The organism is Pseudomonas sp. Root71 (assembly GCF_001429045.1).
Taxonomy (GTDB): Bacteria; Pseudomonadota; Gammaproteobacteria; order Pseudomonadales; family Pseudomonadaceae; genus Aquipseudomonas; species Aquipseudomonas monachiensis.
Genome location: NZ_LMHY01000029.1, coordinates 301,397 through 327,776, shown reverse-complemented (window position 1 = coordinate 327,776; position 26,380 = coordinate 301,397). Strand labels below are relative to the sequence as shown.

Genomic DNA, 26,380 nt, shown 5'->3' with positions numbered 1-26,380 from the left:
TACCTGTTGCACCAGCAGCAGGTTTTTCGCGAAGTTTTCGCCCTGGAAGCGCGGGCTGAAACGACGATAATCGTCGGCCGCGAAATCATCCGGGCTTTTTATTGGTTCTTTGTCCCGTCCTGAATAAGGTTTACACCTTCTGATCTATTTTCAGGAGGGCTTTTCTGTTGTCACCATCAAGCCTGATGGCGATACCCTACAAATCGATCTAACCCCTCACGCCACCCGGTTCCCATCCTGTGGCGGGTGCCAAAAGCCCTGTTCAACCACTCATGAGTATTGCGAGCGAACCGTTCGTGATTTGCCCATCCTCGGCCATGCGGTGCGTCTCAGCGTGTTGCTCAGACGTGTTGGCTGCCGTGATTGCGGCAAACGCATGGAAGCCGTCAGTTGGCTGGATCGCTATGCCCGCATGACGCGCCGCCTGTCTGAGGCCGTCATTCAAGCCTGCGAGCGGCTGCCCACGCTGCACGTGGCTCAGATGTTTGGGCTGCATTGGGACACCGTGCGGCTGCTGGAGCGTCGAGCCTTGCAAGCGGCGTTGAGTATTTTGCCGAAGGCGCAGCCCCGGCGCCTGGTGATGGACGAATTCGCGCTGTTCAAAGGTCATCGTTACGCCAGCGTGGTGCTGGATGCGGATACCCGGCGCGTGCTGTGGATCGGCGAAGGCCGCAGCCGAGCGGCGGTCAGGCCATTCTTCGAAGAGCTGGGGCCAGAGGGCTGCGCTCGCATCGAAGCAGTGGCGATGGACATGAACACCGCATTTGACCTGGAGGTTCGCCAGCATTGTCCAAACGCGCGAGTGATCTACGACCTCTTTCATGTGGTGGCCAAATATGGCCGAGAGGTGATTGATCGAGTCCGCGTCGACGAAGCTAATCGGCTACGCCACGACAAGCCTGCGCGCAAGGTCATCAAGCAAGCGCGATGGCTACTGCTACGCAATCCGCAGAACCTGAAAACGCCGGAGCAAACGGTCCGTTTGGAGGATCTGCTAGCGGCCAACCAAGCGTTGATGACGGTCTACTTAATGAAGGCTGAACTCAAAACGCTTTGGACGCCGAGCACCGCCTGGGGCTGGCGATCAGCCTGGAAGCAATGGCTGAGCCATGCTCAAGAAAGTGGAATACCGGCTCTGATCCAGTTCGCAAAGCGACTAAAGGGTTACTGGCGGGGCATCGTCAGCCGGGTTCGCTGGCCAATGCACACGGGCCAGCTGGAAGGCATGAACAATCGAATAAAGGTCATTAAGCGGATGGCGTACGGTTACCGGGACAGCGAATTCTTTTTCATGAAGATCAAGAGCGTCTTTCCCGGTAATCCGTGAAGAACCATAAAAATCCCCGGCTCGCTCGCTGCGTTTAGTCCGTCAGCCGTTGTTGCAGGCTTTCGAGAAAGATCGTCTCGGCCCGGCTCATGCGCTGCTCACGGTTCCACAGCAAATGAATGTCCACATCGGCAATCCCTTCGTGGGGCGGCAGGCGCCAGAGCAATCCGGCGTCGACGTCCGCCGCCACCACGTGTTCGGGTAAGCAACCGATACCGAAGCCGGCGATCACCAGTCGCCGGACTTCTTCCAGGCTCGGTGACGACGCGACGATACGGCCGCTGAAACCCTGCTGATCGCGAAAAATCGTCAGCGGCGAGAGCATGCCGCCGATCTGGTCGCTGGTGAAGCTGACGAAGTTTTCCCGCTGCAAATCCCCTTCGGCGACGTCCTGTTGGCCGAACAATGCATGATGCTTGCCGCAGAAAAACGCATAGCGCTGACGCAGGAACAAACGCTGCTCCAGGCGCGGTTGCGGGCGCCGATTGAGGCTCAGGCCAAGGGTCGCGGTTTTTTCCTGGAGGGCGCTGACGATGTCGGAACTGCGCATCACATCGACTTCCAGATCCACTCGCGGGTGCTGTCGATGAAAGTCCGCAAGGAAGTCGTCGAAGCGCTCGGAGAAGATCCGGCTGATGATCAGCAACCGCACTTTGCCGATCACTTCATCGGCCGGTTGTTCCAGCACGCTGCTGACCTGGGACATTTGCCCGTAGATTTCCCCGGCCAGGGCGAAGATCTGCTCGCCGACTTCGGTCAGGGCAAAGCGTGGCCCGCGACGGGCAATCAGTTGGCGGCCCAGTTGTTCTTCCAGGCGCTTGAGTGCCTGGCTCACTGCCGGTTGCGTCAGGTGCAGGCGGGCGGCGGCGCGGCTGATGCTCTGCTCCTGGCCAATCACCCGAAAGGTGCGCAGCAGGTTCCAGTCCAGGCGGTCATTGAGCAGGCGTTGCATAGGCGCTCAGCAGAAAGTCAGGGGCCAATAGGGAGAGTCGACGGCTTGCACACATTCTGCGCAAGCCGTGGAGAATCTGCAGTCGCGGGATCGTAACACTGTTGGAGCGCAGCTGAGGCAATTCGGATCTGCAAAAAACTCATGCGTAGGCGAGGGCTTTTTCTTCCAGCAGTTCCTCATACAAGGCCGTCCATTTGCGGCCCATTTCATCCGCCGTGAACAGATTTTGATAACGGGCCTGGGCCTTCTCGCCCATTTGCGCCGCCAGCACCGGTTTTTCCCAAAGCGTGCGCATCGCCTCGCGAAATGCCGGTGGATTGCTCGGTGGCACCACCAGTCCGGTCTCGTTATGAATGTTGATGTAACTGGTGCCAGTGCCAATTTCACTGGAGATCATCGGTTTACCATACATCGCGCCTTCCAGCAGCGAAATGCCAAAGGCTTCGGAGCGCAGGTGCGATGGAAACACGATGGCATAGCTCAGTTGCAGCAGCGCTACTTTGTCCTCGTCCCCCAGACGCCCGAGGAAGTGAACATTGCGCAAACCCAAGGCGGCCGCCTGGGCATGCAGCTCTACTTCCAGCGGGCCGGCACCGACAATCACAGTCGGGTAATCCAGGTCCTTCAGGGCGTCGAGCAGGATGTGCAAACCTTTGTAGTAGCGCATCACACCCACAAACAGAAAGAACTTATCGCCTAGCTTTTGCCGCCAGTGAGCCGTTCGATCACTGTCCGGCTGAGGGTAACCTGTCTTGTTCAACCCATAGGGGATCACTCGGGTCTTGTGTTGAAACTGTTGCAACACATCACTGGTGTGCAGGTAATTGGGCGATGCAGCGACGATCCGGTCGGCGCTGTGCAGAAAGCGATTCATCAGCGGCCGGTAAAGTTTGAGCAGGTGTTTCTGGCGGATGATGTCCGAGTGGTACGTCACCACGCTGGGTTTGTTCAGGCCACTGGCGAAATGCACCAGGTCCATGAATGGCCATGGAAAGTGGTAATTGACCACGTCGGCCTCGGCTGCCAGCTCGCGAAACTGTTTGAAGACGCTCCAGGAAAACCCTGTGGAGGCGAACTGAATGTCGAGCCTGGCTCGATGGACTTCATGCTGGGCGATCTGCATCACCGGCGGTGTCGGATCGGCACTGAGCGTCAGCACCTTGCCTTCAACGCCGTGCAGGGCACCGCTTTCGCACAACTGGAAAATCACTTGTTCGATCCCGCCGACCGAGTCAGGCAGGTACGTCTTGAAAAAATGAAGAACTCGCATTCAACCTCCCATTGCCTGGCGGTAAGCGCTGGCCGTGACTTGCGCACAGCGTTCCCAGGTAAAAAGCCTTGCCTGTACCAACCCGGCTTCTCGGCATGCCTGCCAATGCGCTAGATCCTCGATCAGACGACTCATTGCATCGCGCAAGCCGTCGGTTTCATCCGGTTCAACATAGTTACCCGCAGAGCCTGCCACTTCGGGCATGGCTGAGCGACTGGTCAGAATGACCGGCGTGCCGCAGGCCATGGCCTCCAGCACCGGCAGGCCAAAACCTTCGTAAAGCGACGGAAAAATCAATGCCCGGGCACCGGCCAACAGCTGCGCAACGTGCTCGTCAGGCAGATAGCCGAGCAAACAGACATGACCGCAGGCCAGGGCCTGATGCAACTCTTCGCTGAACTGCTCGCGCTGCCAGCCGGCCATGCCGACGATCAGCAATGGAAAACGCTGACGGACTGATTCCGGCAATCGCGCGTGGGCGCGCAGGGCGAGGGACAGGTTCTTGCGCGGTTCCAGGGTACCGACACAGAGGAAGTATTCCCGCGCTTCGACGCCATGGGTCTTGAGTACGGCGTCGATAGCCTCGGGGAATCGCGGGTGAAAACGCGCGGCTACACCCAGCGGTGCGACGACAAATCGCTCGGCCGGTAATCCGAAATGCGCCTGGGCTTCGTCAGCAATGAACTGCGAGTCGGTAAGAATCAGGCTTGCCTGTCGCACGCCATCGGTCACGCGCCGTTCGATTTCTCGCAAGCGCGCCGGTGGCTGCGTTTCGGGATAGTGCAGGTGAGTCAGGTCATGCAGGGTGATGACGGTCGGGCCGTCGAACGACAGCGGCCACAAACTCGGTTCGTGATAGAGATCGATGGCTTGCGCGCGGCCTTGATCGAAGCGTTTCTGCTCCAGCCACCGTCGGGCCTGATAGGCGCCCGGGATCTGTCGCAGCAATGGTGTCAGCCGGGAATAGCCGGGCATGGCTGCCTCAGGCAGCACAGAGCTCCAGCCCCAGCCATGAAACAGCGCCAGTTCAACATCCGGTTCACTCGCCAAGGCGTTCGCCAGTTCGGCGACGTAATGGCCGATGCCGGTACGTGGCGCCTGGAGTATCCGCGCGTTAAGGGCAATTCGCATGTTGCCTCTCTTGCATGAGCGGCACGTCGACAAGATTGCGCAGGGTGCGTTCAGCCAATTGCGCACTGGCTTCACGCCAGCCGATCCAGCGCCAGTCCACGACGTCGCGAGTGGCCGGGAATTGACCGCTGTTCTCGAAACCAATGACCAGATCAGCCAGGCTTTTTGGCTCGGCCAGATCGAAGTACGCCATGAACTCGCCGCCTATTTCACGAAAGACCGCAATGTCGCTACCCATGGCCGGCAGTCCACGCTGCATGGCTTCTACCAGCGGCAGGCCGAAGCCTTCCACAAAAGACGGAAACACCAGTGAGCTGGCATGGTGGTAGGCATGCTCGAGGCTGGTGTCGCTCAGGTCATTGAACATGAACAGTCGTTGGTTCAGTTGGGGGTGATTGCGTATCCGGGCCAGCAGCGCATCGCATTTCCAGCCGATTCGCCCGGCAATGCACAGGCGGGCATTGGAGCCTGCCGCCCAGGCCCGTTCGAAGGCGTCCAGCAGGTAGTCGTGGTTCTTGCGCGGTTCGATGGTACTGACCATCAAAAATACCGGTTCCGGCGTCGCGAACAGCCGCGCAAGACGCGGTTCCACGGCTTCGCTGACTTCGCTCAAATCAAGTTCGGAGCCCAGGTGGAAATAGTCGAACCACAATGCATTGGCCTTGGCCGAGCCCAGGCGGCGCTGAACCTCATCACGCACCTGGTCACGCACCGTGGCGGAAATGGCCACGTAGCCATCGGCGGTTTGAGTGATCCAGTCGAACCACTCGTTGAACACCTGCACCAGCCGTGTGTCGTAGAACTGTGGGTGAGTCAGGGGAATCAAATCGTAGATCACAGAAACAATGCCCACGCCTTCACGTTTGAGCTGTTCGGCAAACGGGAAAAAGTCGGTGTGCCAGGACGAATCCAGCAACACCAGTTGATCTCCCGGTTGGTGCTGCAGCGGCGTGCAACGTTTGGGCAGTTGATACTGGTTGATGCCCTCGATCACACGCAGTGGAAGGCCGAAACAGGTAACCGCTGTCACCCGGTAGGCCACGTGCAGCAGGCGCTTGATCACTCGCGAGTTGCTTCGGTTGTGCAGGCGCTGATGCAGTTGCCAGAAGCGGTGAGCCAAGCGCCCAAGTCGTCCGCCAAAGGTCATCAAGGCATCGAAAATCGGAATGTTCAGCGCGCCGAGTTTCAGTACCCGATAGAGTTTGCCTTTAAGCAATACAACCGGGATGCATTCAACGCCGTCCACAGACCCCGGTAGCTGATTGACGACGTTGCGCACCACTCGCTGAATGCCCGAATTGACCTTGGGGTGCTGGAATACGTGCGTGCACTCCACCAAAAGACGCGTCATGGCGTGATCTCCGGAGTGACCGGCGCGCTCGAGCGCGAGACAGTGGTCTTCGCGGCCAGCCACGAGCAGCCGACAAAATCTTCGTGCCGGTTGTTGATCACATGGAACACCAACCCGTAATCGCGCCACTCGAAGTTGCGGTCCAGGTGCGAGTCCAGGCGTGACAAGCTCAACGCCACGGAATAGTTACCCTTGCCCAACCCCATGACGAAAGCAAAGCGATAAGTCACGCGCTCGCCAGCCTGCAGATCGGTCAGCGCCTGATCCTGGCGATGGGTGTTGATGCCGTACATGGCCTGGCCCAGGCGATCCTTGATCATGAAGCCCAGTACCAGCCGTTCGATGTCCTGGCGAACCTCGACATTCACCTCCAGCACGACCGGCTGGCCGACTTCGGCGGCGTCGATGGAGCGTTCATTTTTGTCGAGCAAGCGTACGGTCAGAATCCTGGCTTCACCCGTTCCCGAAATGGTACTGAACTGGCCGCCGGCGAGAGCTTCCTGGCGCACGGTCTGTCCCTCACGCTCGGCGAGCAGGGCGTTGTAGTAATCCATGACGGTTTCGGGCTTGTCGTGCATGGCCATATGGCCGTTTTCCAGGAGAATCGCCGAGTCGCAGATCGACTGAATCGCCCCACGGTCATGGGAGACGATCAGCAGCGTGGTACCGGCTTTGCGAAAGCTGCGGATGCGGTCGAAACTTTTGTGCTGAAAGTAGGCGTCGCCCACCGACAGTGCTTCGTCGACGATCAATATGTCCGGGCGCCGCGCGGTGGCCACGCTGAACGCCAGACGCATTTGCATACCGCTGGAATAGGTGCGTACCGGGTGGTCGATGGCGTCGCCTATTTCCGCGAAACGTTCGATTTCCGGCATCAACGCTTCTATCTCTTCGACCTGCATGCCCAGCAGTTGCCCGGCCATGACCGCATTCTGCCGACCGGTAAAGTCCGCATGAAAACCCATGCCCAATTCCAGCAGGGCGGCGACGCTGCCTTCGAGCTCAATGGTTCCGCAGGTGGGTTGGGTGGTGCCGGTGATCATCTTCAACAAGGTGCTTTTGCCGGCACCGTTGATCCCGACGATACCCACCGATTCTCCGGGGGCAATCTGGAAGGTCACGTCCTGTAGCACCCAGTGCTGACGATGGCGGATCGGCGAGAACGGGACTAGCCATTCAACCAGTCGACTCCAGCGTGTAGGGTATTGTTTATAGGCCTTGCCCAGGCCGGTGACGCGTATGTGTCCCATCAGAGTTCATCCACCATTTCACCGACTCTCTGCCGAAACAGCCGCAGCCCGATGAAGAAGAGCAATACGCTGGCGACCATGATCGGCAGCAGCGAACTCCAGACAGGCCATTGGCCGTACAGGAAGATGTTCTGGTAGCTGGTGATCAGGTTGGTCAGGGGATTGAGTTGCAGCAAGCGCTGGACCCAATCGGGCAGGATGCTCATCGGATAAACGATTGGCGTCAGCCAGAACCAGAATTGCAGACAGATGGCGAAAAATTGCCCGACATCGCGAAAAAACACATTCAATACGCCAAGAATAATCCCCAGCCCGGCACAGAACATCACCTGTAATACCAATAGAGGAATGAGCGCCAACAGCACAAGGCCCGGTAGTCGACCGGTGATCAACAGAAAACCGAGGAACAGGCTGATGATGATTGCGAAGTTGATACCGGCATTCAACAGCACGATCACGGGCAAGCAGATCCGTGGGAAGCTGATTTTTTTCAGCAGATTGGCGTTATCCAGAAACATGTTCTGGCTGCGCACCGTGATTTCTGCAAACAGTCCCCAGGTCAACAACCCGGCGCAGAGATAGATGCTGTAGGCCATGCCGTCATCTACCCCTGGCAAACGGGCACGCATGATGTGGGAAAAAATCACGGTGTAGACAATGATCATCGACAGCGGATTGAGCACGGTCCACAGGGCACCGAACAACGAATTGCGATAACGCGCCTGAAACTCTCGCTGGACGCTACCGAGGATGAACCCCCGATAGCTGCTCAGCGTGCGGTAAAGGGAAAGCAGCATTCAAACCGTCCTGCCGTATTGATCTTCGAAGCGGACGATGTCGTCCTCTCCCAGGTATTCGCCGCTTTGCACTTCGATGATCACAAGGTCGATCACGCCGGGATTCTCCAGGCGATGCTTGTGACCGGCGGCAATGAAGGTCGATTCGTTCTTGGCCACCAGATGAGTGCCGGTGCCATTGTTGGTGACCTTGGCCATGCCTTCGACCACCACCCAGTGTTCATTGCGATGGTGGTGCATCTGCAACGACAACTTGGCACCGGGCTTGACCACGATGCGTTTGATCTTGAAGCGCGGGCCTTCCTCCAGCACGGTGTAGGTACCCCATGGCCGGCTGACCGTACGGTGCAGGCGATAGGCTTCGTGCTCTTTGTCCTTGAGTTGCCTGGCCACCCGGCGCACATCCTGGGCGCGGTCGGCGTGGGCCACCAGCACCGCGTCGGCGGTGTCGACGATAATCAGGTTATCCACGCCCACGGTCGCGACCAGACGGTTGTCGCTCTGGACGAAGTTGTTGTGGCTGTCGATGAAAACCGACTCGCCGACGGTGCGGTTGTTTTGTGCATCCGCCGGTACCAGTGCGGCCACCGCACCCCAGGAGCCGATGTCGCTCCAGTCGAAACGGGCGGGCACGACGACCACCTTGTCGGAGCGCTCCATCAACGCATAGTCGATGGAAATGTCCATGATTTCGCCGAACAGGGCCGGCGACAGTTCCTGCTGCAGGCTCCCCGCGTTTTCCACTGCGGCGCTGGCGGCCATGCAGGTCTGCGCCTGCTCCAGCAAATCGGGAGCATGGATTTGCAGTTCGGCCAGTACGCTGGCAACCGAGAAGCAGAACATCCCGGAGTTCCACAGGAAATTGCCGCTTTCCAGGTAATGAGTCGCGGTTTGCAGGTCCGGTTTTTCGACGAAACGCCGCACGCCGGCAGCGCCTTTGTCGTCCAGCGGTGTGCCGGCTTCAATGTAGCCAAAACCGGTTTCCGGAGCGGTCGGCACCACACCGAAGGTCACCAGGTGACCGCTCCTGGCCAATGTCATGGCATGCTCGACCGCCTCCTTGAGCGCATCGACATTGACGATCAGATGGTCGGCGGGCATGACCAGCATGATCGCCTCGTCGCCATGCAGGGCCTGGAGGGAGAGGGCGGCGGCAGCGATGGCCGGCGCCGTGTTGCGCCCCGTCGGCTCCAGCAGGAAGTGCCCGCGATGACGGCCCAGGTGCGCGTCCCGAAAGTGATCCTTGCTCTGGAAGTAGTATTCGCGGTTGGTCACCGTGACGATATCGCCCCAGCCGTCGAGCAGGTCCGCGGCACGCCGATAGGTCTTGCCCAGAAGCGACTGGCCGTCAGGCAAGGCCATGAACGGTTTGGGATGGCCTTCACGCGACACCGGCCACAACCTTGTCCCGGCACCGCCGGAGAGAATCACGGGAATCAGCATGGCCTACTCCTTGGCGACGCGTTTCATGTCCGCATCCATCATCATGCGGATCAAGGTATCCAGGTCGGTTTTTGGTTTCCAGCCCAGCACACGCTGGGCCTTGGCCGGGTTGCCGAGCAGCACTTCGACTTCGGCCGGGCGGAAGAACGCCGGGTCGATCTTCACGAAGTCGCGGTAGTTCAGGCCTACGTGATCGAAGGCGATCCGGCACATCTCGCGCACCGTGGTGGTCACGCCGGTGGCCACCACGAAGTCGTCGGGTTTGTCCTGTTGCAGCATCAGCCACATGGCTTCGACGTAGTCCCCGGCAAAGCCCCAATCGCGCTTGGCGTCGATGTTGCCCAGGCGCAGTTCCTGCTGCTTGCCCTGCTTGATGCGGGCGGCGGCGTCGGTGACTTTGCGCGTCACGAACTCGATGCCGCGCAGCGGAGACTCATGGTTGAACAGAATGCCGCTGCTGGCATGCAGGTTGAAACTTTCGCGGTAGTTCACGGTGATCCAGTGGCCGTACAACTTGGCCACGCCATAAGGGCTGCGTGGATAGAACGGCGTGTTCTCGTCCTGCTGCTCGGCCTGGATCAGACCGAACATTTCGCTGGTGGACGCCTGGTAGAAACGCGTGTGCGGGCTGAACTGACGAATCGCTTCGAGCAAGTGGGTAACACCCAGGCCGTCGACGATGCCGGTGGTCACCGGTTGATCCCAGGAGGCCGCGACAAAGCTTTGCGCGGCGAGGTTGTAGACCTCGTCCGGCGCCGACTTGATCACCGCGCGCTGCACAGAACAGGCATCGGCCATGTCGCCATCCAGGTAGACGATGTCCGCCTCGACCCCCATCTCGCGCAAGCGCCAGCGCGAGTCGCTGCTGCGGCGCGCGACCAGGCCGTGGACCTTGTAACCCTTGTCGAGCAGCAGCTTGGCCAGATACGCGCCATCCTGGCCGGTGATGCCTGTGATCAATGCACTTTTAGTCATACTTGTCGTACTCGCGTCTCCCAGTCGGACAGGATCGCCCGCAGGGATTGTTGTGTTGTGATTTCAGATTTCCATCCAGTGGTTTCGACCAGCCTGGCAGGGCTGCCGCACACGCGGCGCTGATCCGCGCGGCGAAGTCGCGCAGGGTCCTGGACCAGTTGCAGGTCGACCTGGGCAAGATCTGCCAGCTGTTCGATCAGGCGGCGAATGCTCTGCTCGCGCCCCGAGCAAATGTTGTAGACCTGCCCCGGCGTACCTTTTTCCAGCAAGGCCAGGTAAGCCGAGACCACGTCCCCGACATCAAGGAAATCGCGCGTGACGTCGATGTCCCCGACCTCCAGTTGGGGCCCTTGCAGGCCTTGCTTGATCCGGCAGATCTGACGTGCGGCGCTGGCGATGACGAAGCTGTCTTTCTGCCCTGTGCCGATGTGGTTGAACGGGCGGGCGACCAGTACGGGCCAGTCTTCGCTCAGGCCCCACTGCAAGCTCAGGAACTCTGCCGACAGTTTGCTCACGGCATAGGGATTGCGCGGGCAGGGTGGTTGCAATTCAGTGATGGGCAGATGCTCTTCAGCGACCTGGCCATAGACATCGCCGGAGCTGACGTACAGAAACGTGCCGTTGAAGCCGCGCGCCTTGAGAGCTTGCAGCAGGTTCAGGGTGCCCAGCAGATTGATGTTCAGCGTGCGCGCCGGATCACGAAAGGCCTCCGGGACGAAAGTCTGGCCGGCCAGGTGGATCACCGCATCGGGCATTTCCGGCCACAAGCCTTCAAGGCTGTCCGGCGCAGAGAGATCGTAGCGGCAAGGAACAGGCAGCAGCTTCCATTCCGAATTCTCAGCCTGCAAACGCGATTGGATGTGTTGTCCTACAAATCCAGTCAGACCCGTGACAAATAGACGTTTTCTCAACAGCGACCCCCGGGTCATACATTTCATCCATTTCCTAAAGGCTTAATGGAAGGGTCTCACGAACCAACAGGATTACTCATGAAGACGGACGAAATGTTTTGTTGTAGTTGTTTGGTATCCAATCTGTGCCATTTGCTCGGCAATTTCAACAAGTCCAATAGTGACTGGCCAGTTCTCGTCAGCGTAGCCTGATTTATTCTCGTCGGGCGGTTCACGAATCCTCAACGGATGTGGTTAGAATGCCCCTCGTCACGATTATCCGGGGTTCGGCAGCGTCGCTTCGAAACTGCGAGAAACTGACCACTAAAACAAGAACGAAGACGGGCAGCAAGACGATGGGCGAGCGCCAGTAAACACTGACTCGAACCGTATCCTCCCCGTCATAGCGTGAGGCTGCCGGGATGGCGGCCTCACCGTGGGATGCCATGAATTTCATTCTTTACTCCGACGTCAACGACAGCTCCATCAGCCAGAGCCTCGGTCGTCCCGAATACAGTTACTACTTCGTGCTCAAGGCCTATCGCCCTGTGCTCGAAAGCCTGGGGCGAGTGCATGTGGTGTCCTCCACCGCCGAGGTCGATCCGCTCTACAAACAATTATTGGCCGCTGGCGAAGACAGTCTGTTCCTGTCGTTTACGCCGCCGCAGAAAACCCCGAACGACCTTGAGTGCCCGACGATTTGCGTGGTGGCCTGGGAGTTTGATTCGATTCCCGATGAACAATGGGATAACGACCCGCGCCAGGACTGGACGCAAATGCTGGCGCGGCAGGGCCGGGTGATCACGCTCTCCAGCCATACCGCCCGGGCGATTCGTCGGGCCATGGGCGAAGACTTCCCGGTACTGGTGTTGCCGACGCCGTTGTGGGAAAACTTCGCCGACATTCGTAGTCGCCACACCAGCGTCCCGATCTGCGCCGGCTCGACCCTGGACATCAAGGGTTGCATCTTCGATACGCGCACACTCGGGCTGAGCGCCGATGCACTGATTCCCGTCGTGCCGACCGCCGAGGAACTGGCGGCGCTCGAGGCTGAACTGGAGGCATTGAAGCCACCGCCGCTGACACTCAAGCGCCGCTTGGTGATTGCCCGCCATTACCTGCATATGTGGCGCCTGGACAAAGGTAAATCGCTGCCGATCCCGGTGCATCGCACGCATTTTCTAAGCCAGTGGTACTGGGAAGGGATACGCGACTTGTTGTCGCAAGCCGCCCATGAGCGTCTCGCTGGCTGGTTGCCGGCCATCGCCGGCCCACAGACGATGGCAGTACCCGAGCCAGAACCGCGACAGTGGCCGGATACCACAGCCCTGGTCGAAACACAGGTTGACGGTGTGGTGTATGTCACCGTGTTCAACCCGCGTGACGGTCGCAAGAATTGGCATCAACTGATCACTGCATTCTGCTGGGCGTTCCGCGAAACGCCTGATGCGACACTGGTGCTGAAAGTTACCCAAAGCGATCTGTCGTCCTACCACGACGAACTGATGACGTTGCTCGCGCAGCTTTCTCCGTTCGCCTGTCGGGTGGTGGTCATGCACGGCTACCTGGACGACCCGCAATATGCCCGGTTGTACGAGGCCGCCAGTTACTACGTCAATGCCTCGCGCTGCGAAGGGCTGTGCCTGCCGCTGATGGAGTTCATGGCCAGTGGTAAACCGGTGATTGCCCCGGATCACACGGCCATGGAGGACTACATCGATGAACGTGTGGCGTTTGTGGTCAAGTCCAGCGAGGAGCTGACCATCTGGCCGCAGGACACTCGCATCATCTACCGCACCCTGCGTTACCGGCCGGATTGGGGTTCGCTGAAAACCGCTTACGAAAACAGCTACCGCCTGGCCAAGGAGCAACCGCTGGAGTATCGGCGCATGTCCCTCGCCGCCGTCGAGCGCATGCACGATTACTGCGCTTTCGCTCCGGTGCAGAAACGCATGGCGGATTTTTTCGGGCTGGCGCCACAGGCTTTGCCGACAGCAACCGTGACGGATACCGCCTCATGCTGATCATCATTCATTCGGAAACCAACCAGCACACCATTGCCCAGAACCTTGGCCGCTCGGAGTACAGCTATTACTTCGTGCTCAAGGAGTACCGACCCGTGCTGGAGCGGCTGGGGCGAGTGGTAGAAGTCAGCGACCCGCGGACCGAAGTCGATGTGTTGTACATGGACTGTTTGTCCCGTGGTGAAGCGTGCGTGTTCCTGTCGTTCTCACCGCCTCATCGCACGCCGGTCAATTTCGCCTGCCCGACGCTGCCGGTGTTCGCGTGGGAATTCAGCACCATCCCCAACGAACCCTTTGCCGGTGACCCGCTCAATGACTGGCGCACGGTGTTGCGGGCAGCGGGTGCGGCGATTACCCATTCCAGCTACACCGTGAATGCGGTGCGCGAGGCGATGGGCGACGACTATCCGGTCATCGCGGTACCGGCCCCGGTATGGGACCGTTTTTCCGAGCGCGGCGCCCACTTGCAACGTCAGCCCTTGGCCAGTCAGGTGCGTTTGACGCTCAAGGGGTTACTGGCAGACAGCCGCGAACTCGACTTGCGAGCCTTCGGCCCCGTGGCCACTCGCCAAGGTGCGGGTATTGATTTCAATGCCCCGCCGAGTGAGCACGAGTTGGTCCTCGACGGCGTGATTTACACCTCGGTGTTCAACCCAAGTGACGGGCGCAAGAACTGGGAAGACATGCTCAGTGCCTTTTGCGTGACGTTTCGCGAGGTGGACGACGCAACGCTGGTGCTCAAACTGACGCACCACGATGCCGAAGAAGCGCTGACCGATATCCTTCACCACTTGTACAAAAACCAGTCTTACCGCTGCCGGGTCGTGCTGATTTACGGCTATCTGGCTGACGCGGATTATGAGCAGCTGGTGCAAGCCACGAGTTACGTGGTCAACACGTCCTATGGCGAAGGCCAATGTCTTCCGCTGATGGAGTTCATGTCCTGTGGCAAACCGGCGGTGGCGCCACGGACCACGGCGATGCTCGATTATCTGGATGCCGATAATGCATTCCTGATTGACTCCACCGATGAGCTGACGGCCTGGCCTCATGACCCGCGCAGGGCGTTTCGCACCTTGCGCTACGTCACCAATTGGGCGTCGTTGTGCAGGGCTTACCAATCAAGCTATGACGTGGCCAAGGGGGATCCCGGGCGTTATGCACAGATGTCCGCGCACGCAGTGGCCAGCCTCAGTAAGTTCTGCAGTCAGGCCACTGCCGGGCAACGGCTTGGCGTATTTTTTGAGCGCCTGTTCGAGAACCGAGCCGTGGAAACCCCTGAGGCATGATTCGCGCATGGGTCAGACGTTTCTTTGCAGAGACGAAACCCGAGCCACGGCCCGCGCCGTCGCCGGTCGAGCAATCCCGTGTGTCGCCAAGAGACGTGGGCTTGCACGATGCAATGCATGACGGCTGGTTTTCGGGCGACAGCGGCGAATTGCTCAAAGGCTTTGCCATTACCGCCGACGACACTTTGCTGGATGTCGGTTGTGGCGAAGGGGTTGCGACCTTGTTTGCGGTGCGTCAAGGCGCGTCGGTGATCTTCACCGACAGTGAGCACGACAAGGTCCGCGACCTGGCGCGGCAAGTGGACGCGCAGTCGGATAAAGCGAATCTCGGTCTGGTCAGCAACAGCCTGCCGCTGCCTCTGGCCGATGGTTGCGCGAGCAAAGTCGTGTGCATGGAAGTGCTCGAACACATCGACCAGCCAGAACCCTTCATGGCCGAACTCGTGCGCATGGGTCGCCCCGGTGCACTGTACCTGCTGAGCGTACCGTCCCCGGTGGGCGAGCATCTGCAGAAAGGCATTGCCCCTGCCAGCTATTTTCAATCGCCCAATCACGTGCAGATTTTCAGCCCCGAGCGATTCGCCGCGCTGGTGGAAGACGCGGGCCTGGTCATCGAGCATCGTCAAGCCACCGGGTTTTTCTGGGTCATGGGCATGATTTTTTTCTGGGCCAGCGAGCGGGCTGCCGGGCGTGAACTGGGTGGCGCGGTTCGCGACCGGATTCAGGCGCCTTATCCGCCGCTGATGGAGAGCTGGGCGAAAACCTGGCAGGACTTGCTGGCCCAGCCCGACGGGTTGGCGATCAAGCAGATGCTGGACCGGTTCATGCCCAAGAGCCAGGTGATCATTGCCCGCAAACCCCATGTCCAGGAGGGCGCATGAGCAACGAAAAACGGATCATGGACATCGAGTTGCTGCGCGGCATAGCGGTGCTTGGCGTGCTGTTTCATCACCTGCAGGACAGCCTGTTCGCGGCGGCTGTACCGTTGTTCCAGGCCATCACGTTGTACAGCCAGCCGTGGTGGGGCGTGGATCTGTTTTTTGCGATCTCGGGCTTCGTCATTGCCCGCAGCCTGATCCCGGCCTTGCGCCGTTGCACCACGGGTCAAGAGTATTGGCAACAGACGCGCAATTTCTGGTTGCGCCGGGCCTTTCGATTGCTGCCGTCGGCCTGGCTGTGGCTGGCGCTGATGTTGCTGGCATGCCTTTTCCTCAACCGCTCCGGCGCGTTCGGTACCCTGCACGCGAACATTCAGGCGACGCTGGCCGGCATCGCCCAATACGCCAACTTCCGCTTTGCCGACAGTTTTTATCGCTACGAGTACGGCACCAGTTTCGTTTACTGGAGCCTGTCGCTGGAAGAGCAGTTCTACCTGCTGTTTCCACTGATGATCGTGCTGTTTCGCAAGCACCTGGTGTGGGCATTGCTGGCGCTGGTGGCGGTGCAGTTGTTGACCTTGCGCACGCCGATCCTGATGGTGGTGCGCACCGACGCACTGGCCCTTGGCGTGCTGTTGGCGATGTGGAGCGTGCAGCCTTCATACCGGCGCTGGGAGCCGACTTTCCTGCGTCGCCCCTGGGCCGGCTTGTCGGCATTGCTCGGCGTTGCACTGGTGCTCGGTTTCATGGCAACGGACCGTTTCACCTTTACCCATTACCGGATCGGTGTGATTGCGCTGTTGTGTGCGCTGCTGGTGTGGATCGCGTCCTACAACCGTGATTACCTGATGCCCAAGGGAATGTTCAAGAACCTGATGACCTGGGTCGGCAGTCGCTCCTACGGGATTTACCTGATCCATATCCCGGCCTACTTGCTGGTTCGTGAGTTCATTTTCCGGTTACAGGCTGCCGGGCTGCCCAGTCCGGCTGGCCATCCGATTCTGATGTTGCTGATGGCTGGCAGCCTGATCGTGCTGCTGAGCGAACTCAACTATCGCTTCATTGAAATGCCCATGCGCAACCGCGGCGCCTCGCTGGTCAAACGCCTGGGCACCTCCCGAACAGCCGTCCCATCCTCTGGAGCCACCTCATGCTGAGCCTTTTGAAGAAACTCACGGCGGGCACGCCCGCGCCTGTGCAGCCAGAGGCACCGCCCGCGGCGCCAGTGGCGGAGAAGGTCGATCCCTACATGCTCGGCCTGCACGACGCGATGCTCAGCGGCTGGTTCAATCAGCAGACTGGCGAACTGTTCACCGGTTTCCCGGTGACCCCCGAGGACACGCTGCTCGATGTTGGCTGCGGCGACGGCGGCAACGTGCATTTCTGCGGGATGCGCGGGGCGAAGATCATCATCGCCGATATCGACGCGGCCAAGGTCGAAGCGACCCGCCTGCGCCTTAGCGATACACCGGCCCGCGACGTCGAATGCCACGTCACCGACTGCAACCCGCTGCCGATTGCCGATGGGACCGCCACGCGGGTGGTGTCCACCGAAGTCATCGAGCACGTGGACGATCCGGCGCAGTTCCTCGCTGAGCTGGTGCGCGTCGGTAAACCGGGCGCGCTGTATCTGCTGAGCGTCCCGCACCCCAGCTCCGAAGACCTGCAGAAAGATATCGCGGCGGCCGAGTATTTCCAGAAGCCCAACCACATCCGCATTATCAGCGAAGCGCAGTTCAAGGCCATGGTCAGCGATGCCGGCCTGGAAGTGATCAGCCACAGCCAGTACGGGTTCTACTGGTCGATGTGGATGCTGTTGTTCTGGGAAGCCAAGGTCGATTTCAGCAACCCGGACCATCCGTTGCTCAACCACTGGGCGGATACCTGGCAGGCGATCCTGGCTTCGCCACGGGGCGCACAGATCAAGCAGGCGCTGGATGCGGTGGTGGCGAAAAGCCAGGTGATCATTGCGCGCAAGCCCTGATCAGCAAAGCTCACCCGGGCGAGGCCGCGAACTCAAGCCTGATCGCCCGGGTACACCCACATAGCTCTTGCCCATTATTGGCTAGAGCGAACAGCCCCACCATCAATCAACAGGTTCTGTCCGGTCAGGTAGCCCGCCTGGCTGCTGCAGACGAAGGCACAGAGGGCACCGAACTCCTCGGCTGAACCGAAGCGTTTGGCGGGAATTTCGCTACGGCATTGGTCAAGGAACACCTCACTGTCCTGCCCCGACTCCTGGGCCGCCGCGACCAGGTTGTCACGCAGTCGATCGGTGTCGAACGAGCCTGGTTGCAGGTTGTTGATCGTCACATTGCGACTGGCAATGTTTTCTTGCCGGGCAAGCCCTGCGACAAACCCAGTCAGGCCACTGCGCGCACCATTGGACAGGCCCAGGCTTTCGATAGGGGACTTCACGGCACTCGAGGTGATGTTGATGATTCGACCAAATCCACGTGCCGCCATACCGTCGATCGTTGCCTTGATCAACTCGATAGGCGTCAGCATGTTGGCATCCAGCGCCTTGAGCCAGATGTCGCGATTCCATTCGCGGAAATCCCCGGGGGGAGGGCCCCCGGCATTGTTGATCAGGATATCGAAATGCCCGTGGGCCTTGAGCGCTGCCGCCCGACCCTCGGGCGTCGAAATGTCTCCAGCGACGGCGATGACCGTCACTTCAGGGTTTATCGCCCTGAGCTGACGGGCTGTTTCATTCAGCGCCTGTTCGCCCCGTGCGGTGATCACCACGTTCACGCCTTCGTTGACGAGAGCCTGTGCACAGGCTTTTCCCAGACCTTTGCTGGCGGCGCATACCAGTGCCCAGCGTCCTGCTATTCCCAGATTCATGTACGTTTTCCTGAAAGAAGGAAGTTCGAAGAAAGCGGTTGCCTGTTCATGCATGATCCAGCGTTGCGGACAGGTTCGGCGATCGGGTACTGATGCCCATGAAGCGTCGCACGCGTTCTCCTTCGGCTTCGCATCGTATGGTTTGCGGTGCGGCATCCAGTTGGATATTACCGTTCTCCATGAATACGACCCGGTCGGATATCGACATGGCAAAGTCCATTTCGTGGGTCACGATCAGCATGGTCATGCCTTCTTTGGCCAGGTCGCGGATCACGTTCAGCACGTCGTTGACCAGTTCCGGGTCGAGGGCTGAGGTCGGCTCGTCGAACAGCATGATCTGCGGTTCCATCGCCAGGGCTCGAGCGATCGCCACGCGCTGTTGCTGCCCGCCGGAGAGCTGGTGCGGGTACTTGTGGGCATGGGCCAGCAGGCCGACCTTGTCCAGTAGCGCATAGGCACGATGTTCACTCAGCTCGCCCGGCTGACCGTGGTAACGCGGTGCCAGGGTGACGTTGTCGAGAATGGTGCGGTGCGGGAACAGGTTGAAGTTCTGGAACACCATGCCGATGTGCCGCACGCCTTTGCGCAGGCGGGTGCTGTTGGGTTTGTCCGACGCTTCGATGAATTTTTCGCCGAACAGCAGGATGTCGCCGGTATCGATGCTTTCCAGGCCGTTGACGGTGCGGATCAGCGAAGTCTTGCCGGAGCCGGATGGCCCGATGATCGAGACCACCTGGCCGTATTCGACATTCAGGTCGATACCCATCAGCACCTGGTGGGTGCCATAGCTCTTCTGGATGTTCTTCAGTTGCAGGATGGGCGTCGCGTTGTTGCCGGCGGCTTTGCGCGCAGTGTCGGGCAAGGCTTCGGCGCTGGCCTTGAACCTGGCGATGGTGGCCGCGTCGAGCGTGTGCGGCTTGCGGAAGTTCAGGTCCAGGTAGCGCTCCAGGCGCTGCAGGAAATAACCGAACACGGTGACGATCAACACGTAATACACGCCTACCGCCGCCAGGGTTTCCATGACCAGGAAGTTGGTGGCATAGAGGCGTTGGCCGACCGTGAGGATTTCGGTCAGGGAGATGACCGAGACCAGCGAGGTCAGCTTGACCACTGTGATGTATTCATTGATCAGCGTGGGCAGCGAAATGCGGAAAGCCTGGGGGATCACGATCAGGCGTTGCATGCCGAGCAGGCCGACACCCAGCGCGCGCCCGGCTTCCTTCTGGCCCTTGGCCACGGAGATCAGGCCACCACGATGGATTTCCGCCATGTACGCCGCTTCAGTGACCACCAGGGCCAGCAACCCTGCGTAGAAGGGGTTGGACAGAATCGGTCCGCTGCCGGGAAACAATTGCGGCAGGTTGTAGACGAAGACCACCAGCACCAGCAACGGGATGCTGCGGAAGAACCAGATGTAGACCGCGGCGGGAATGCGCAGCAAGGGCGACTGGGACAGCTTGGCCGTGGCCAGGACAAAACCCAGCAGCATGCCGATGAACCAGGCCAGGGCACTGAGCTGGACCACTGTGACGCAGGCCTTCCAGAAGTCCGGCAGGGAGAACAGGGATAAGAAATACGACCAATCGAATTGCATGGGGCACCTCGATCTGCCGCCCCGGAGCAGGGGAGGCAGATGACCAGACTACAAGGACAGGTTCTTAGTTGGCAGTCGGTTCTTCCAGGCCATATTTCTGGAGAATTGCCGCGTATTCACCGCTCTTTTTGCTCTCCTCGAAGGCCTTTTGCACGGCCTGGAAGGTTTCGTCGTTACCTTTCTTGACGAAGATGCCCAGGGTTTGTTGATAAATCGGATGCTCGGTGGTGATCACTACCCGGCCGTTGGTCTTTTCCGCGATCATTTTTGCCGCGCCGGCGATTTCAACCTGGGCCTGGATGTTTTTAGACAGCAGGGCCTGGGTCACTTCGGGTGCCGAAGGGTACTCGCTGACGGTGATCGCGCCTTTGTTGTTCGGCACGCAGTATTCGTCAGAGAGCTTCTTGAATTCCTTCACCCAGGTGGTGCCCTGTTCCAGGCCCAGTTTCAGGCCGCACAGGTCTTCAGGCTTCTTCGCATTGATCTCGCTGCCCTTGGGCACCATGACCGCGGCACCGGTGTTGGCATAGGCGATGGTCTGGGCCTGGGTCTGGCGCTCCGGTGTGATGTACATGCCGGAAATGATCGCGTCGTACTTGCCTGAGTTCAGGCCCAGGATCAGGCTCGGGAACTTGGTGTCGACGAACTCCACCTTGGCGTTCATGTGCTTGGCCAGTGACGTTGCCAGTTCGGGGTCGGAGCCCACCACGTTTTTGTCCTTGTCATAGGACTCGAAGGGCGGGTAGGTGATCTCCATGCCGACCTTGAACGTATCTGCCGCGGCCATGCTCACCGAGGCACCGAACATACCGGCTGCCAATACAGCCAGGCTCAAAAGGTTTTTCTTGTTGTTTTTCTTGTTGTTTTTCATGATGTGCTGACTCCGGCGTAGGTAGGGGATTAGCTGAAAACTTCAATCAGGACGGTTGGGCCTGATTTTTCAAATGTCCGAAACTGGCGGGCTTTCGTGCCTTGCCTGGCAGTTGAACGTCCCCGTTGGCCACCCTCTGGCGCAGATATTGATAGGTCTGCAGCGCCTGGCCATACATGTGTTCGCCGATGGTGATTTCTTCGTAGTCGTTGCCTGCCTGGGCGAACCCGGGCAGCGGTCTGATCTGGGTGTGATAGTCGCAGGCATAAAACAGCGGAAAGGAATAACGCTCCTCCTTCACGCTGCGTACCCGGTGCGCGGTGGCAACGAAAGCGCCTGCCGTCATCACTTCCAGCATGTCGCCGATGTTGACGACAAAGGCATCGGCAATCGGTGGGGCATCGATCCATTGGCCAAGATTGTTCATCACCTCAAGGCCCGGTTTGTCGGCCAAAAGGATGGTGAAACACTCGTAGTCAGTATGGGCGCCAAGACCCGGTGCGTCATGGGCTGCACCGTCGAAGGGGTAGTGGATCAGGCGCAGCTTGGACGGTGGACGGGTCACCAGGCTGTCGAAATAGTTTTCTTCCAGGCCCAGGGTCAGGGCGAAGCCACCGAACAGTCGCCGGCCCAGGGCGAAGATGGCTTCATAGTAGGCCTGCACCGAGGCCTTGAAACCTTGCAGCCGTGGCCAGTCGTTGGGCCCCAGCAATGGGGTATTGGCCAGCACCAGCGGGTCATCGGCCGGGACTTCGAAGCCGACGTCGAAGGCTTCCTTGTGGTCTGGCTTGCCCTTGGAATAGACCTCTTCGCCTTCGGGTACAAAGCCCTTGTGGGTTTGCGAGGTGCCGATGTAGTGGCGCATCTTGGCGTCCAGGGGCTGGTCGAAAAAGTCCTTGGCCGCCTTGCGCAGGTTGGCGATCAGTTGCGGGTCGATACCGTGATCGGTGATGTAGAGGAACCCGACCTCGCTGGCGGCGCGCCCCAATTGTTCGGCGACGGCCAGGCGGTGTTCCAGTTCAACGCTGAACAGGCCGGCGATGTTGACCACCGGGATGCTATTGAAGTTGGCTTTGTGAGTGTCAGTGCTTGCGCTGTTGTTTTTGTTGTCAGGCATGTCGCATCGGCTCCCTAAGGATGGCTTGAATGGCTGAAACGGTCGAAGTGTTCACGCTCGGTCTGGCCCATCCACACATTCAATGACCACAGGTCGGCGACCGGGACATTGGTGAAGGGCAGGTGATGCAGGTAGCCGTCGGCGCCGAACTCCGGGGTCAGGGTGCTGACCTGGTAACCGCGGGCTTGCTGCGAGCGCCAGATGCTTTCCCAGTGCTGCTGATGGAAGGCCAGTTCCCTTGCATATTCGGGAGCCGCCGGGTGCGGAACCTGCGGTCCCTGGTCATAACCGACCCGGGCCTGGATATGGTGAACCCGCTCGATGAAAGCGCTCAGGTCATCGGCCGGGTCATTCAACAGGCGCTCGCAGGTCACCACCCAATGGCTGATGTCGCTGGTGAACAACAGCTCGGGCAGTTGCCGGATCAACTCCAGGGTCACCCAGGGGTTGAACAGCGACCGCGAGCGGTGGGTTTCGAAACTGCAGACCTGGCCGTGCTTGCGCGCCAGATCCAGCGCCTGGCCAAAAAACTCCACTTGTTGTGGCAAGGACCAGCGATCGTTGCCCGCCAGCACATTGACGAAGCGCGGGCCGAGTTCAGCGGCCCAGGCGAGTTTTTGATCGAGATCATTGAGGTGGACGGCAGGGGTTGCCGACTGGTCCGGCAGCACGTCGTACGCGGTGAAGACCGTGCTGATATAGCCCAGGCGATTGGCCTGGAGAAAGGCGCCAAACTCGGCCCGCTCACGGGCGTCCAGTGGCAGGCGTGCCTCCATCCCGTCAAAGCCCGCTTGCAGCAACTCCTCGAGCGCCTGGGCCTTGCTGGCGGTGTAACCCCACAGCGTGCGGAAAATTTCCAGCTTCATCGGTGATCCTCAAAAATCCCAAGGCCTACTGCAAATGCACTTCGACGGCGCCAGGCTGCCAAGAGGCTGGTTCGCTGTGGAGTCGATGTTAGGCACAGGCCGCGCACTGAAAGAATCTGAAAGTTCAAAAGAATACTTCAGACTTTCATCAACAAATAGCTTGCTACTTATAGCGCTGGCCAGGAGGGGGGGTATCGGCGAGAACCTGTCTACGTTGGCTATTAGTGAGAGATGCCATTGTTACGGCATCATTTTGAAGAGTCCCAAGCGACACCGGGCCGCTGAGGGTTCCCTTTTGCCCGCCGCTGCCTGTCCCGACTCGTTAAGTCCACGTCGTCTCAGGGCAAGTAATCCCTACTAATAGCGGCCGTTGAAATAGAGTCTCCACTCTCTCCATAAATGGGGCATTACACCCACCCAACCGGGGGCTTACCACCTGATTTGAGGAATATTCCCCGCTTAGCCTTTCTCTCGTCCGAAGCATTCAGAAACAGCTTATTAATTAACCTGGGCTTTTTCTTCGCCCTGCGGTAGTGGCTCATTAGTTGCACCCCCCTTGGGTACCCGTAACGTCCCGGACATCATGGAGACCGCGGGTCTTGCCAGGTTCGGCATGCCGCGAGGGGTGAAAAATGAAACGCACGACCCCCCTTGCAGCGCCATCGCCGTTTAAGAGGAGCTTCTTATGAGTTCCATGATCAAGATTGGCATCGTTGATGATCACCCGCTGTTAAGGGATGGGGTCACAATGGCGCTGAAGAAAGTCGCTGACTTTCAGGTGGTCGAGCAGGGGGCGTCTGCCGATGATGCCCTGGAAATTGCCGCTCGTTTTGCTCCGGATGTATTGCTGATGGATGTAAATATGCCGGGCGATAGCTTTGCTGCTGTGCGAGCGATCTCAGCTTCTTCGCCGGCAGTTAAAATTTTGATGCTGACAGTGTCCGAGTCCATCGAGGATGCCTATTGCGCCCTCGAAGCGGGCGCGCAGGGATATGCGTTGAAAGGCATAAGCGGTCGTGAGCTGGTACAAGCCATCAGAAATGTTGCCGGTGGTGAAACCTTCATTACACCCAAGCTTGCCAGCAAGCTATTGAGCAATTTCGGAAAGCACGCGGCTGACAAGCAAAAGGTCGAGCTGACCCATCGCGAAGAACAGGTTATCCGGGAGGTATCGAAGGGCCTGACTAACCGCGAGGTTGCGATCAAGCTCGAGCTCTGCGAGAAGACCATCAAGCACTACATGACGAATGTCATGTACAAGCTGCGCGTTCGTAACCGGACACAGGCAGTCGCAGCAGTGAGACGGCATTGGGAGAGTGACCATATACCTGGCTTATGTGGTGCTCTTCAACGCCGCGACTTGAATGACAGTGGTAAGACAAGTAACGGGCGATAAGCGCTTGCGGTTACTTGGGTGCAATGATCATTCTGGCTCGGATGATCAGATTTTGAACTGCGCCCTGGCTTTGGTTCCGGCATGGGGCGCCGATTCAATGATGAATACTCCGCCGAGGGATTCGACGCGATAGCGCATGCCGACAAGGCCCAGATGAGTTCTACCTCGACCAGGCACACTCGGTTTCTCGGTTGGAATTCCCACTCCCGCATCCTCGACTTGTACTTCCAGTAGCCCTTCGCAGTGAGAGGCGCTGAGTTTTTGGCCCTTTCCTCCGGCGTGAATATAGGCATTGTTCAACGCTTCCTGGGCGAAGCGGTAAATACAAATTTTATGCGCTATCGGTACATCGTCTGGAAGAGCATCAAGCTCCAGTTCGACTCGCGTCTCGGTTCGCTCTTCGTGCCGCTCGGCAAGCAATACCAGCGCATCGTGCAGGGTCAGGTCAGTGACTTCCGGAAGTGCCAGGTCGAGTGATATTTCCCGCACTTCGTTTAAAGCATCCTCGCCGGCACGCCTGATCATTTCGAGAACTTCCTCATCCGAGGCGCCTTGTGAATTTTCGAGTTCTTCAAGGCGAAGGAGAATAAGTGACAACAGCTGGGCAGGACCATCATGAAGGTCGGCCCCGATCCGACGAAGAGTGAGTTCATTGATTCTGGAGAATTCGCGATTGGCTGTAGTGACTTTGTGTTGAAGGGCGGCATTGTTCGAGTGCAACCTGGCTTGCTCATCCATTCGCCATTCAAGTGCTGTTTCATGTTGTTTTATTATCTTGTCATCACGCCGAACGATAAAAAATAACAACAAAAGCATGGCCGTCGTTGCGGCACCAACAATCGCCCATACTTTCTTGCGAAGATTATTGATTTCGCGCTGTAACGCTTCCGCGGTTTCGTAGAACTCACCAACCGCAACAATCTTTCCAGTACCGGCTTCGCGCAGTGGAGCAAAAATTTCATAGAGCGGAATATTCAGGCTGCGCTCAAAAGCATCCTCATTATCACCCTCAAAATCATTGTCCAGTTCTGTATAGATCTTGCCTGTCAGCGCCAGTGAGATCTCCTCTGTCGGAAAGGTTTTCCGCACCGTGGACTTGTCGGTGCTGTAGACAATCGTGCCGTCTGGAAGCCAGATCTTCACCGAGACCACATGTGTACTCAACGAGGTGCTGGACAGCAGGTGATCAATGGTCTGAATGGTTGCATCGGGGAGTTCTTTGACAGTGGTCAGTCCCTGGACGAAAGGTTCGAGAAAGTTCTGCATATAACGCGCGCCCGTCTCTGCCGCCGTTTGAATCGTTGCATCTTCGATACTCTGGCTTACGAGCTTTCCAACGAACGTCATGGTCAAGCCCAGAATGATTGCGGCGCAGATTACGAACTGGGTCGAGCGGCTCAAATGGCGCAATTTCGCACGGGGGCTCTGTCCTCCCGGGCCTCCGCCACTGGACGTTTGGCCAGCCTCTGATCCGACCAAGGTCTGATCCGATTCTGCGACCAAGGTCTCAGAATTTGATTGGGCTTTTGTCTCTGTACACATCCGGGTAGCCCCTCAATACTCATTTTCAATGGAGTGTAAAGCTGGCATTTGAGGTTGAAGGCGGGAGGCGCGATGAATAGTTTAAAAAGATTCTCGATCCATCTGGATAATCGCTATTTCCGGCAACAACAGCTGGCGGTTATTACCAATAGTGTGGTCGGCCATTCGCACCCTGGCATTCAAGTCAAACTCGCTTCACTTGAATTCTCTGTTGAGAAAACGCTCCAGTCCAACAGTGCGGGTGCTCCACTCAATCAGAACCAAACCTGTGGTTCCAATGGTTTCCTGGCTCCGCCACCCAGCGTGCGGAGTCAGCCTCCAATACATACTAGTCAATTCGTAGTCGATGCCAGTTTTCTCATGGATAAAAGGCTTGTTGACGAAGCCGCATGGACGCAGAACCGTGCCATCACCCCTCAGGAAGTCCCGGAATATGGCGATCTTCGCGAGCATATTCCGGCCAATGCCTCTGTTCTCTGGATGTGTGGCATCTGTGACAAGCCCCCTATGCCTGAGAGAGCATCATGTACAGATGCATAGAGCCCCGATACGTGACGGGGCCGCGAGTAA

The 26,380-nt window shown here is 58.7% G+C and carries 23 protein-coding genes and 1 pseudogene; 8 read left to right on the top strand and 16 right to left on the bottom strand.

Going from position 1 to position 26,380, the window contains the following annotated elements; genetic code table 11:
- Positions 1-102, bottom strand: a pseudogene (locus ASD95_RS29305) (aldo/keto reductase); the annotation flags it as partial.
- A gap of 37 nt (positions 103-139) precedes the next feature.
- Between ASD95_RS29305 and ASD95_RS25260 the strand changes: the two are divergent.
- Positions 140-1,327 carry an ISL3 family transposase gene (locus ASD95_RS25260; RefSeq protein ID WP_082587105.1) on the top strand — a complete coding sequence of 396 codons (1,188 nt, stop codon included), beginning with the start codon at positions 140-142 and terminating at the stop codon, positions 1,325-1,327.
- A gap of 34 nt (positions 1,328-1,361) precedes the next feature.
- Here ASD95_RS25260 and ASD95_RS25255 read toward each other — a convergent pair whose 3' ends face one another.
- The 9 genes from ASD95_RS25255 to ASD95_RS25215 form a co-directional block, all read right to left on the bottom strand.
- A complete protein-coding gene (locus ASD95_RS25255; RefSeq protein ID WP_056722740.1) occupies positions 1,362-2,279 on the bottom strand; it encodes a LysR family transcriptional regulator in 918 nt (305 codons plus the stop codon).
- Between the two features lie 139 nt (positions 2,280-2,418).
- Positions 2,419-3,549 (bottom strand): glycosyltransferase family 4 protein, encoded by a 1,131-nt coding sequence (locus ASD95_RS25250; protein WP_056722738.1) that lies wholly within the window; start codon positions 3,547-3,549, stop codon positions 2,419-2,421.
- Complete coding sequence (locus ASD95_RS25245; RefSeq protein ID WP_056722736.1) at positions 3,550-4,680, bottom strand: glycosyltransferase family 4 protein; 1,131 nt, start codon at positions 4,678-4,680, stop codon at positions 3,550-3,552.
- The gene (locus tag ASD95_RS25240; protein ID WP_056722734.1) at positions 4,664-6,031 is read right to left on the bottom strand and encodes a glycosyltransferase family 4 protein; all 1,368 of its coding nucleotides are present in this window, start codon (positions 6,029-6,031) and stop codon (positions 4,664-4,666) included. Before ASD95_RS25240 ends, ASD95_RS25245 begins: the two co-directional genes overlap by 17 nt.
- Positions 6,028-7,281, bottom strand: a complete 1,254-nt coding sequence (locus ASD95_RS25235; RefSeq protein ID WP_056722732.1) for an ABC transporter ATP-binding protein — start codon at positions 7,279-7,281, stop codon at positions 6,028-6,030. The genes ASD95_RS25240 and ASD95_RS25235 overlap by 4 nt, the downstream gene beginning before the upstream one ends.
- On the bottom strand, positions 7,281-8,078 hold the full coding sequence (locus ASD95_RS25230; RefSeq protein ID WP_056722729.1) for an ABC transporter permease: 798 nt from the start codon (positions 8,076-8,078) through the stop codon (positions 7,281-7,283). The genes ASD95_RS25235 and ASD95_RS25230 overlap by 1 nt, the downstream gene beginning before the upstream one ends.
- The gene (locus tag ASD95_RS25225) at positions 8,079-9,521 is read right to left on the bottom strand and encodes a mannose-1-phosphate guanylyltransferase/mannose-6-phosphate isomerase (protein ID WP_056722725.1); all 1,443 of its coding nucleotides are present in this window, start codon (positions 9,519-9,521) and stop codon (positions 8,079-8,081) included. It lies immediately after the preceding gene.
- Positions 9,522-9,524: 3 nt separating this feature from the next.
- On the bottom strand, positions 9,525-10,496 hold the full coding sequence (gene gmd / locus ASD95_RS25220; protein WP_056722724.1) for a GDP-mannose 4,6-dehydratase: 972 nt from the start codon (positions 10,494-10,496) through the stop codon (positions 9,525-9,527).
- Entirely contained in the window at positions 10,493-11,407 is a 915-nt protein-coding gene (locus ASD95_RS25215) for a GDP-mannose 4,6-dehydratase (RefSeq protein WP_056722753.1), read from the bottom strand. Before ASD95_RS25215 ends, gmd begins: the two co-directional genes overlap by 4 nt.
- A 425-nt stretch (positions 11,408-11,832) precedes the next feature.
- On the opposite strand from ASD95_RS25215, the gene ASD95_RS25205 reads away from it, so the two are divergent.
- The 5 genes from ASD95_RS25205 to ASD95_RS25185 are packed head-to-tail and all read left to right on the top strand — an operon-like array spanning position 11,833 to position 17,561.
- On the top strand, positions 11,833-13,410 hold the full coding sequence (locus ASD95_RS25205; RefSeq protein ID WP_056722721.1) for a glycosyltransferase: 1,578 nt from the start codon (positions 11,833-11,835) through the stop codon (positions 13,408-13,410).
- Positions 13,404-14,699, top strand: coding sequence for a glycosyltransferase (locus ASD95_RS25200; RefSeq protein WP_056722717.1), 1,296 nt, complete (start codon positions 13,404-13,406; stop codon positions 14,697-14,699). Before ASD95_RS25205 ends, ASD95_RS25200 begins: the two co-directional genes overlap by 7 nt.
- Positions 14,696-15,580, top strand: coding sequence for a class I SAM-dependent methyltransferase (locus ASD95_RS25195; protein WP_056722716.1), 885 nt, complete (start codon positions 14,696-14,698; stop codon positions 15,578-15,580). Before ASD95_RS25200 ends, ASD95_RS25195 begins: the two co-directional genes overlap by 4 nt.
- A complete protein-coding gene (locus tag ASD95_RS25190; protein ID WP_056722714.1) occupies positions 15,577-16,734 on the top strand; it encodes an acyltransferase family protein in 1,158 nt (385 codons plus the stop codon). The genes ASD95_RS25195 and ASD95_RS25190 overlap by 4 nt, the downstream gene beginning before the upstream one ends.
- Complete coding sequence (locus ASD95_RS25185) at positions 16,728-17,561, top strand: class I SAM-dependent methyltransferase (protein WP_056722712.1); 834 nt, start codon at positions 16,728-16,730, stop codon at positions 17,559-17,561. Before ASD95_RS25190 ends, ASD95_RS25185 begins: the two co-directional genes overlap by 7 nt.
- 74 nt (positions 17,562-17,635) lie before the next feature.
- Here ASD95_RS25185 and ASD95_RS25180 read toward each other — a convergent pair whose 3' ends face one another.
- The 5 genes from ASD95_RS25180 to ASD95_RS25160 form a co-directional block, all read right to left on the bottom strand.
- On the bottom strand, positions 17,636-18,424 hold the full coding sequence (locus tag ASD95_RS25180; protein ID WP_056722710.1) for an SDR family oxidoreductase: 789 nt from the start codon (positions 18,422-18,424) through the stop codon (positions 17,636-17,638).
- Positions 18,425-18,470: 46 nt separating this feature from the next.
- Complete coding sequence (locus tag ASD95_RS25175) at positions 18,471-20,018, bottom strand: amino acid ABC transporter permease/ATP-binding protein (RefSeq protein WP_056722708.1); 1,548 nt, start codon at positions 20,016-20,018, stop codon at positions 18,471-18,473.
- A gap of 64 nt (positions 20,019-20,082) precedes the next feature.
- Positions 20,083-20,889, bottom strand: coding sequence for an ABC transporter substrate-binding protein (locus tag ASD95_RS25170; RefSeq protein ID WP_056722706.1), 807 nt, complete (start codon positions 20,887-20,889; stop codon positions 20,083-20,085).
- A 46-nt stretch (positions 20,890-20,935) separates the two neighbouring features.
- On the bottom strand, positions 20,936-22,006 hold the full coding sequence (locus ASD95_RS25165) for an isopenicillin N synthase family dioxygenase (protein WP_056722704.1): 1,071 nt from the start codon (positions 22,004-22,006) through the stop codon (positions 20,936-20,938).
- A gap of 14 nt (positions 22,007-22,020) precedes the next feature.
- The gene (locus ASD95_RS25160) at positions 22,021-22,872 is read right to left on the bottom strand and encodes a sugar phosphate isomerase/epimerase family protein (RefSeq protein WP_056722702.1); all 852 of its coding nucleotides are present in this window, start codon (positions 22,870-22,872) and stop codon (positions 22,021-22,023) included.
- Positions 22,873-23,557: 685 nt separating this feature from the next.
- Between ASD95_RS25160 and ASD95_RS25155 the strand changes: the two genes are divergently transcribed.
- On the top strand, positions 23,558-24,268 hold the full coding sequence (locus ASD95_RS25155; protein ID WP_056722700.1) for a response regulator: 711 nt from the start codon (positions 23,558-23,560) through the stop codon (positions 24,266-24,268).
- 45 nt (positions 24,269-24,313) lie between these two features.
- Here ASD95_RS25155 and ASD95_RS25150 read toward each other — a convergent pair whose 3' ends face one another.
- Entirely contained in the window at positions 24,314-25,810 is a 1,497-nt protein-coding gene (locus ASD95_RS25150) for a sensor histidine kinase (protein ID WP_056722698.1), read from the bottom strand.
- Between the two features lie 72 nt (positions 25,811-25,882).
- Here ASD95_RS25150 and ASD95_RS28930 point away from each other — a divergent pair, with 72 nt between their 5' ends.
- The gene (locus tag ASD95_RS28930; RefSeq protein ID WP_082562905.1) at positions 25,883-26,350 is read left to right on the top strand and encodes a hypothetical protein; all 468 of its coding nucleotides are present in this window, start codon (positions 25,883-25,885) and stop codon (positions 26,348-26,350) included.
- Positions 26,351-26,380: the final 30 nt, after the last annotated feature.

Bases quoted from the DNA above. Each gene is read 5' to 3' on its own strand.
- ASD95_RS25255 (WP_056722740.1), bottom strand. From the start codon at position 2,279: ATGCAACGCCTGCTCAATGACCGCCTGGACTGGAACCTGCTGCGCACC.
- ASD95_RS25250 (WP_056722738.1), bottom strand. From the start codon at position 3,549: ATGCGAGTTCTTCATTTTTTCAAGACGTACCTGCCTGACTCGGTCGGC.
- ASD95_RS25245 (WP_056722736.1), bottom strand. From the start codon at position 4,680: ATGCGAATTGCCCTTAACGCGCGGATACTCCAGGCGCCACGTACCGGC.
- ASD95_RS25240 (WP_056722734.1), bottom strand. From the start codon at position 6,031: ATGACGCGTCTTTTGGTGGAGTGCACGCACGTATTCCAGCACCCCAAG.
- ASD95_RS25235 (WP_056722732.1), bottom strand. From the start codon at position 7,281: ATGGGACACATACGCGTCACCGGCCTGGGCAAGGCCTATAAACAATAC.
- ASD95_RS25230 (WP_056722729.1), bottom strand. From the start codon at position 8,078: ATGCTGCTTTCCCTTTACCGCACGCTGAGCAGCTATCGGGGGTTCATC.
- ASD95_RS25225 (WP_056722725.1), bottom strand. From the start codon at position 9,521: ATGCTGATTCCCGTGATTCTCTCCGGCGGTGCCGGGACAAGGTTGTGG.
- gmd (WP_056722724.1), bottom strand. From the start codon at position 10,496: ATGACTAAAAGTGCATTGATCACAGGCATCACCGGCCAGGATGGCGCG.
- ASD95_RS25205 (WP_056722721.1), top strand. From the start codon at position 11,833: ATGAATTTCATTCTTTACTCCGACGTCAACGACAGCTCCATCAGCCAG.
- ASD95_RS25200 (WP_056722717.1), top strand. From the start codon at position 13,404: ATGCTGATCATCATTCATTCGGAAACCAACCAGCACACCATTGCCCAG.
- ASD95_RS25195 (WP_056722716.1), top strand. From the start codon at position 14,696: ATGATTCGCGCATGGGTCAGACGTTTCTTTGCAGAGACGAAACCCGAG.
- ASD95_RS25190 (WP_056722714.1), top strand. From the start codon at position 15,577: ATGAGCAACGAAAAACGGATCATGGACATCGAGTTGCTGCGCGGCATA.
- ASD95_RS25185 (WP_056722712.1), top strand. From the start codon at position 16,728: ATGCTGAGCCTTTTGAAGAAACTCACGGCGGGCACGCCCGCGCCTGTG.
- ASD95_RS25180 (WP_056722710.1), bottom strand. From the start codon at position 18,424: ATGAATCTGGGAATAGCAGGACGCTGGGCACTGGTATGCGCCGCCAGC.
- ASD95_RS25175 (WP_056722708.1), bottom strand. From the start codon at position 20,018: ATGCAATTCGATTGGTCGTATTTCTTATCCCTGTTCTCCCTGCCGGAC.
- ASD95_RS25170 (WP_056722706.1), bottom strand. From the start codon at position 20,889: ATGAAAAACAACAAGAAAAACAACAAGAAAAACCTTTTGAGCCTGGCT.
- ASD95_RS25165 (WP_056722704.1), bottom strand. From the start codon at position 22,006: ATGCCTGACAACAAAAACAACAGCGCAAGCACTGACACTCACAAAGCC.
- ASD95_RS25160 (WP_056722702.1), bottom strand. From the start codon at position 22,872: ATGAAGCTGGAAATTTTCCGCACGCTGTGGGGTTACACCGCCAGCAAG.
- ASD95_RS25155 (WP_056722700.1), top strand. From the start codon at position 23,558: ATGAGTTCCATGATCAAGATTGGCATCGTTGATGATCACCCGCTGTTA.
- ASD95_RS25150 (WP_056722698.1), bottom strand. From the start codon at position 25,810: ATGTGTACAGAGACAAAAGCCCAATCAAATTCTGAGACCTTGGTCGCA.
- ASD95_RS28930 (WP_082562905.1), top strand. From the start codon at position 25,883: ATGAATAGTTTAAAAAGATTCTCGATCCATCTGGATAATCGCTATTTC.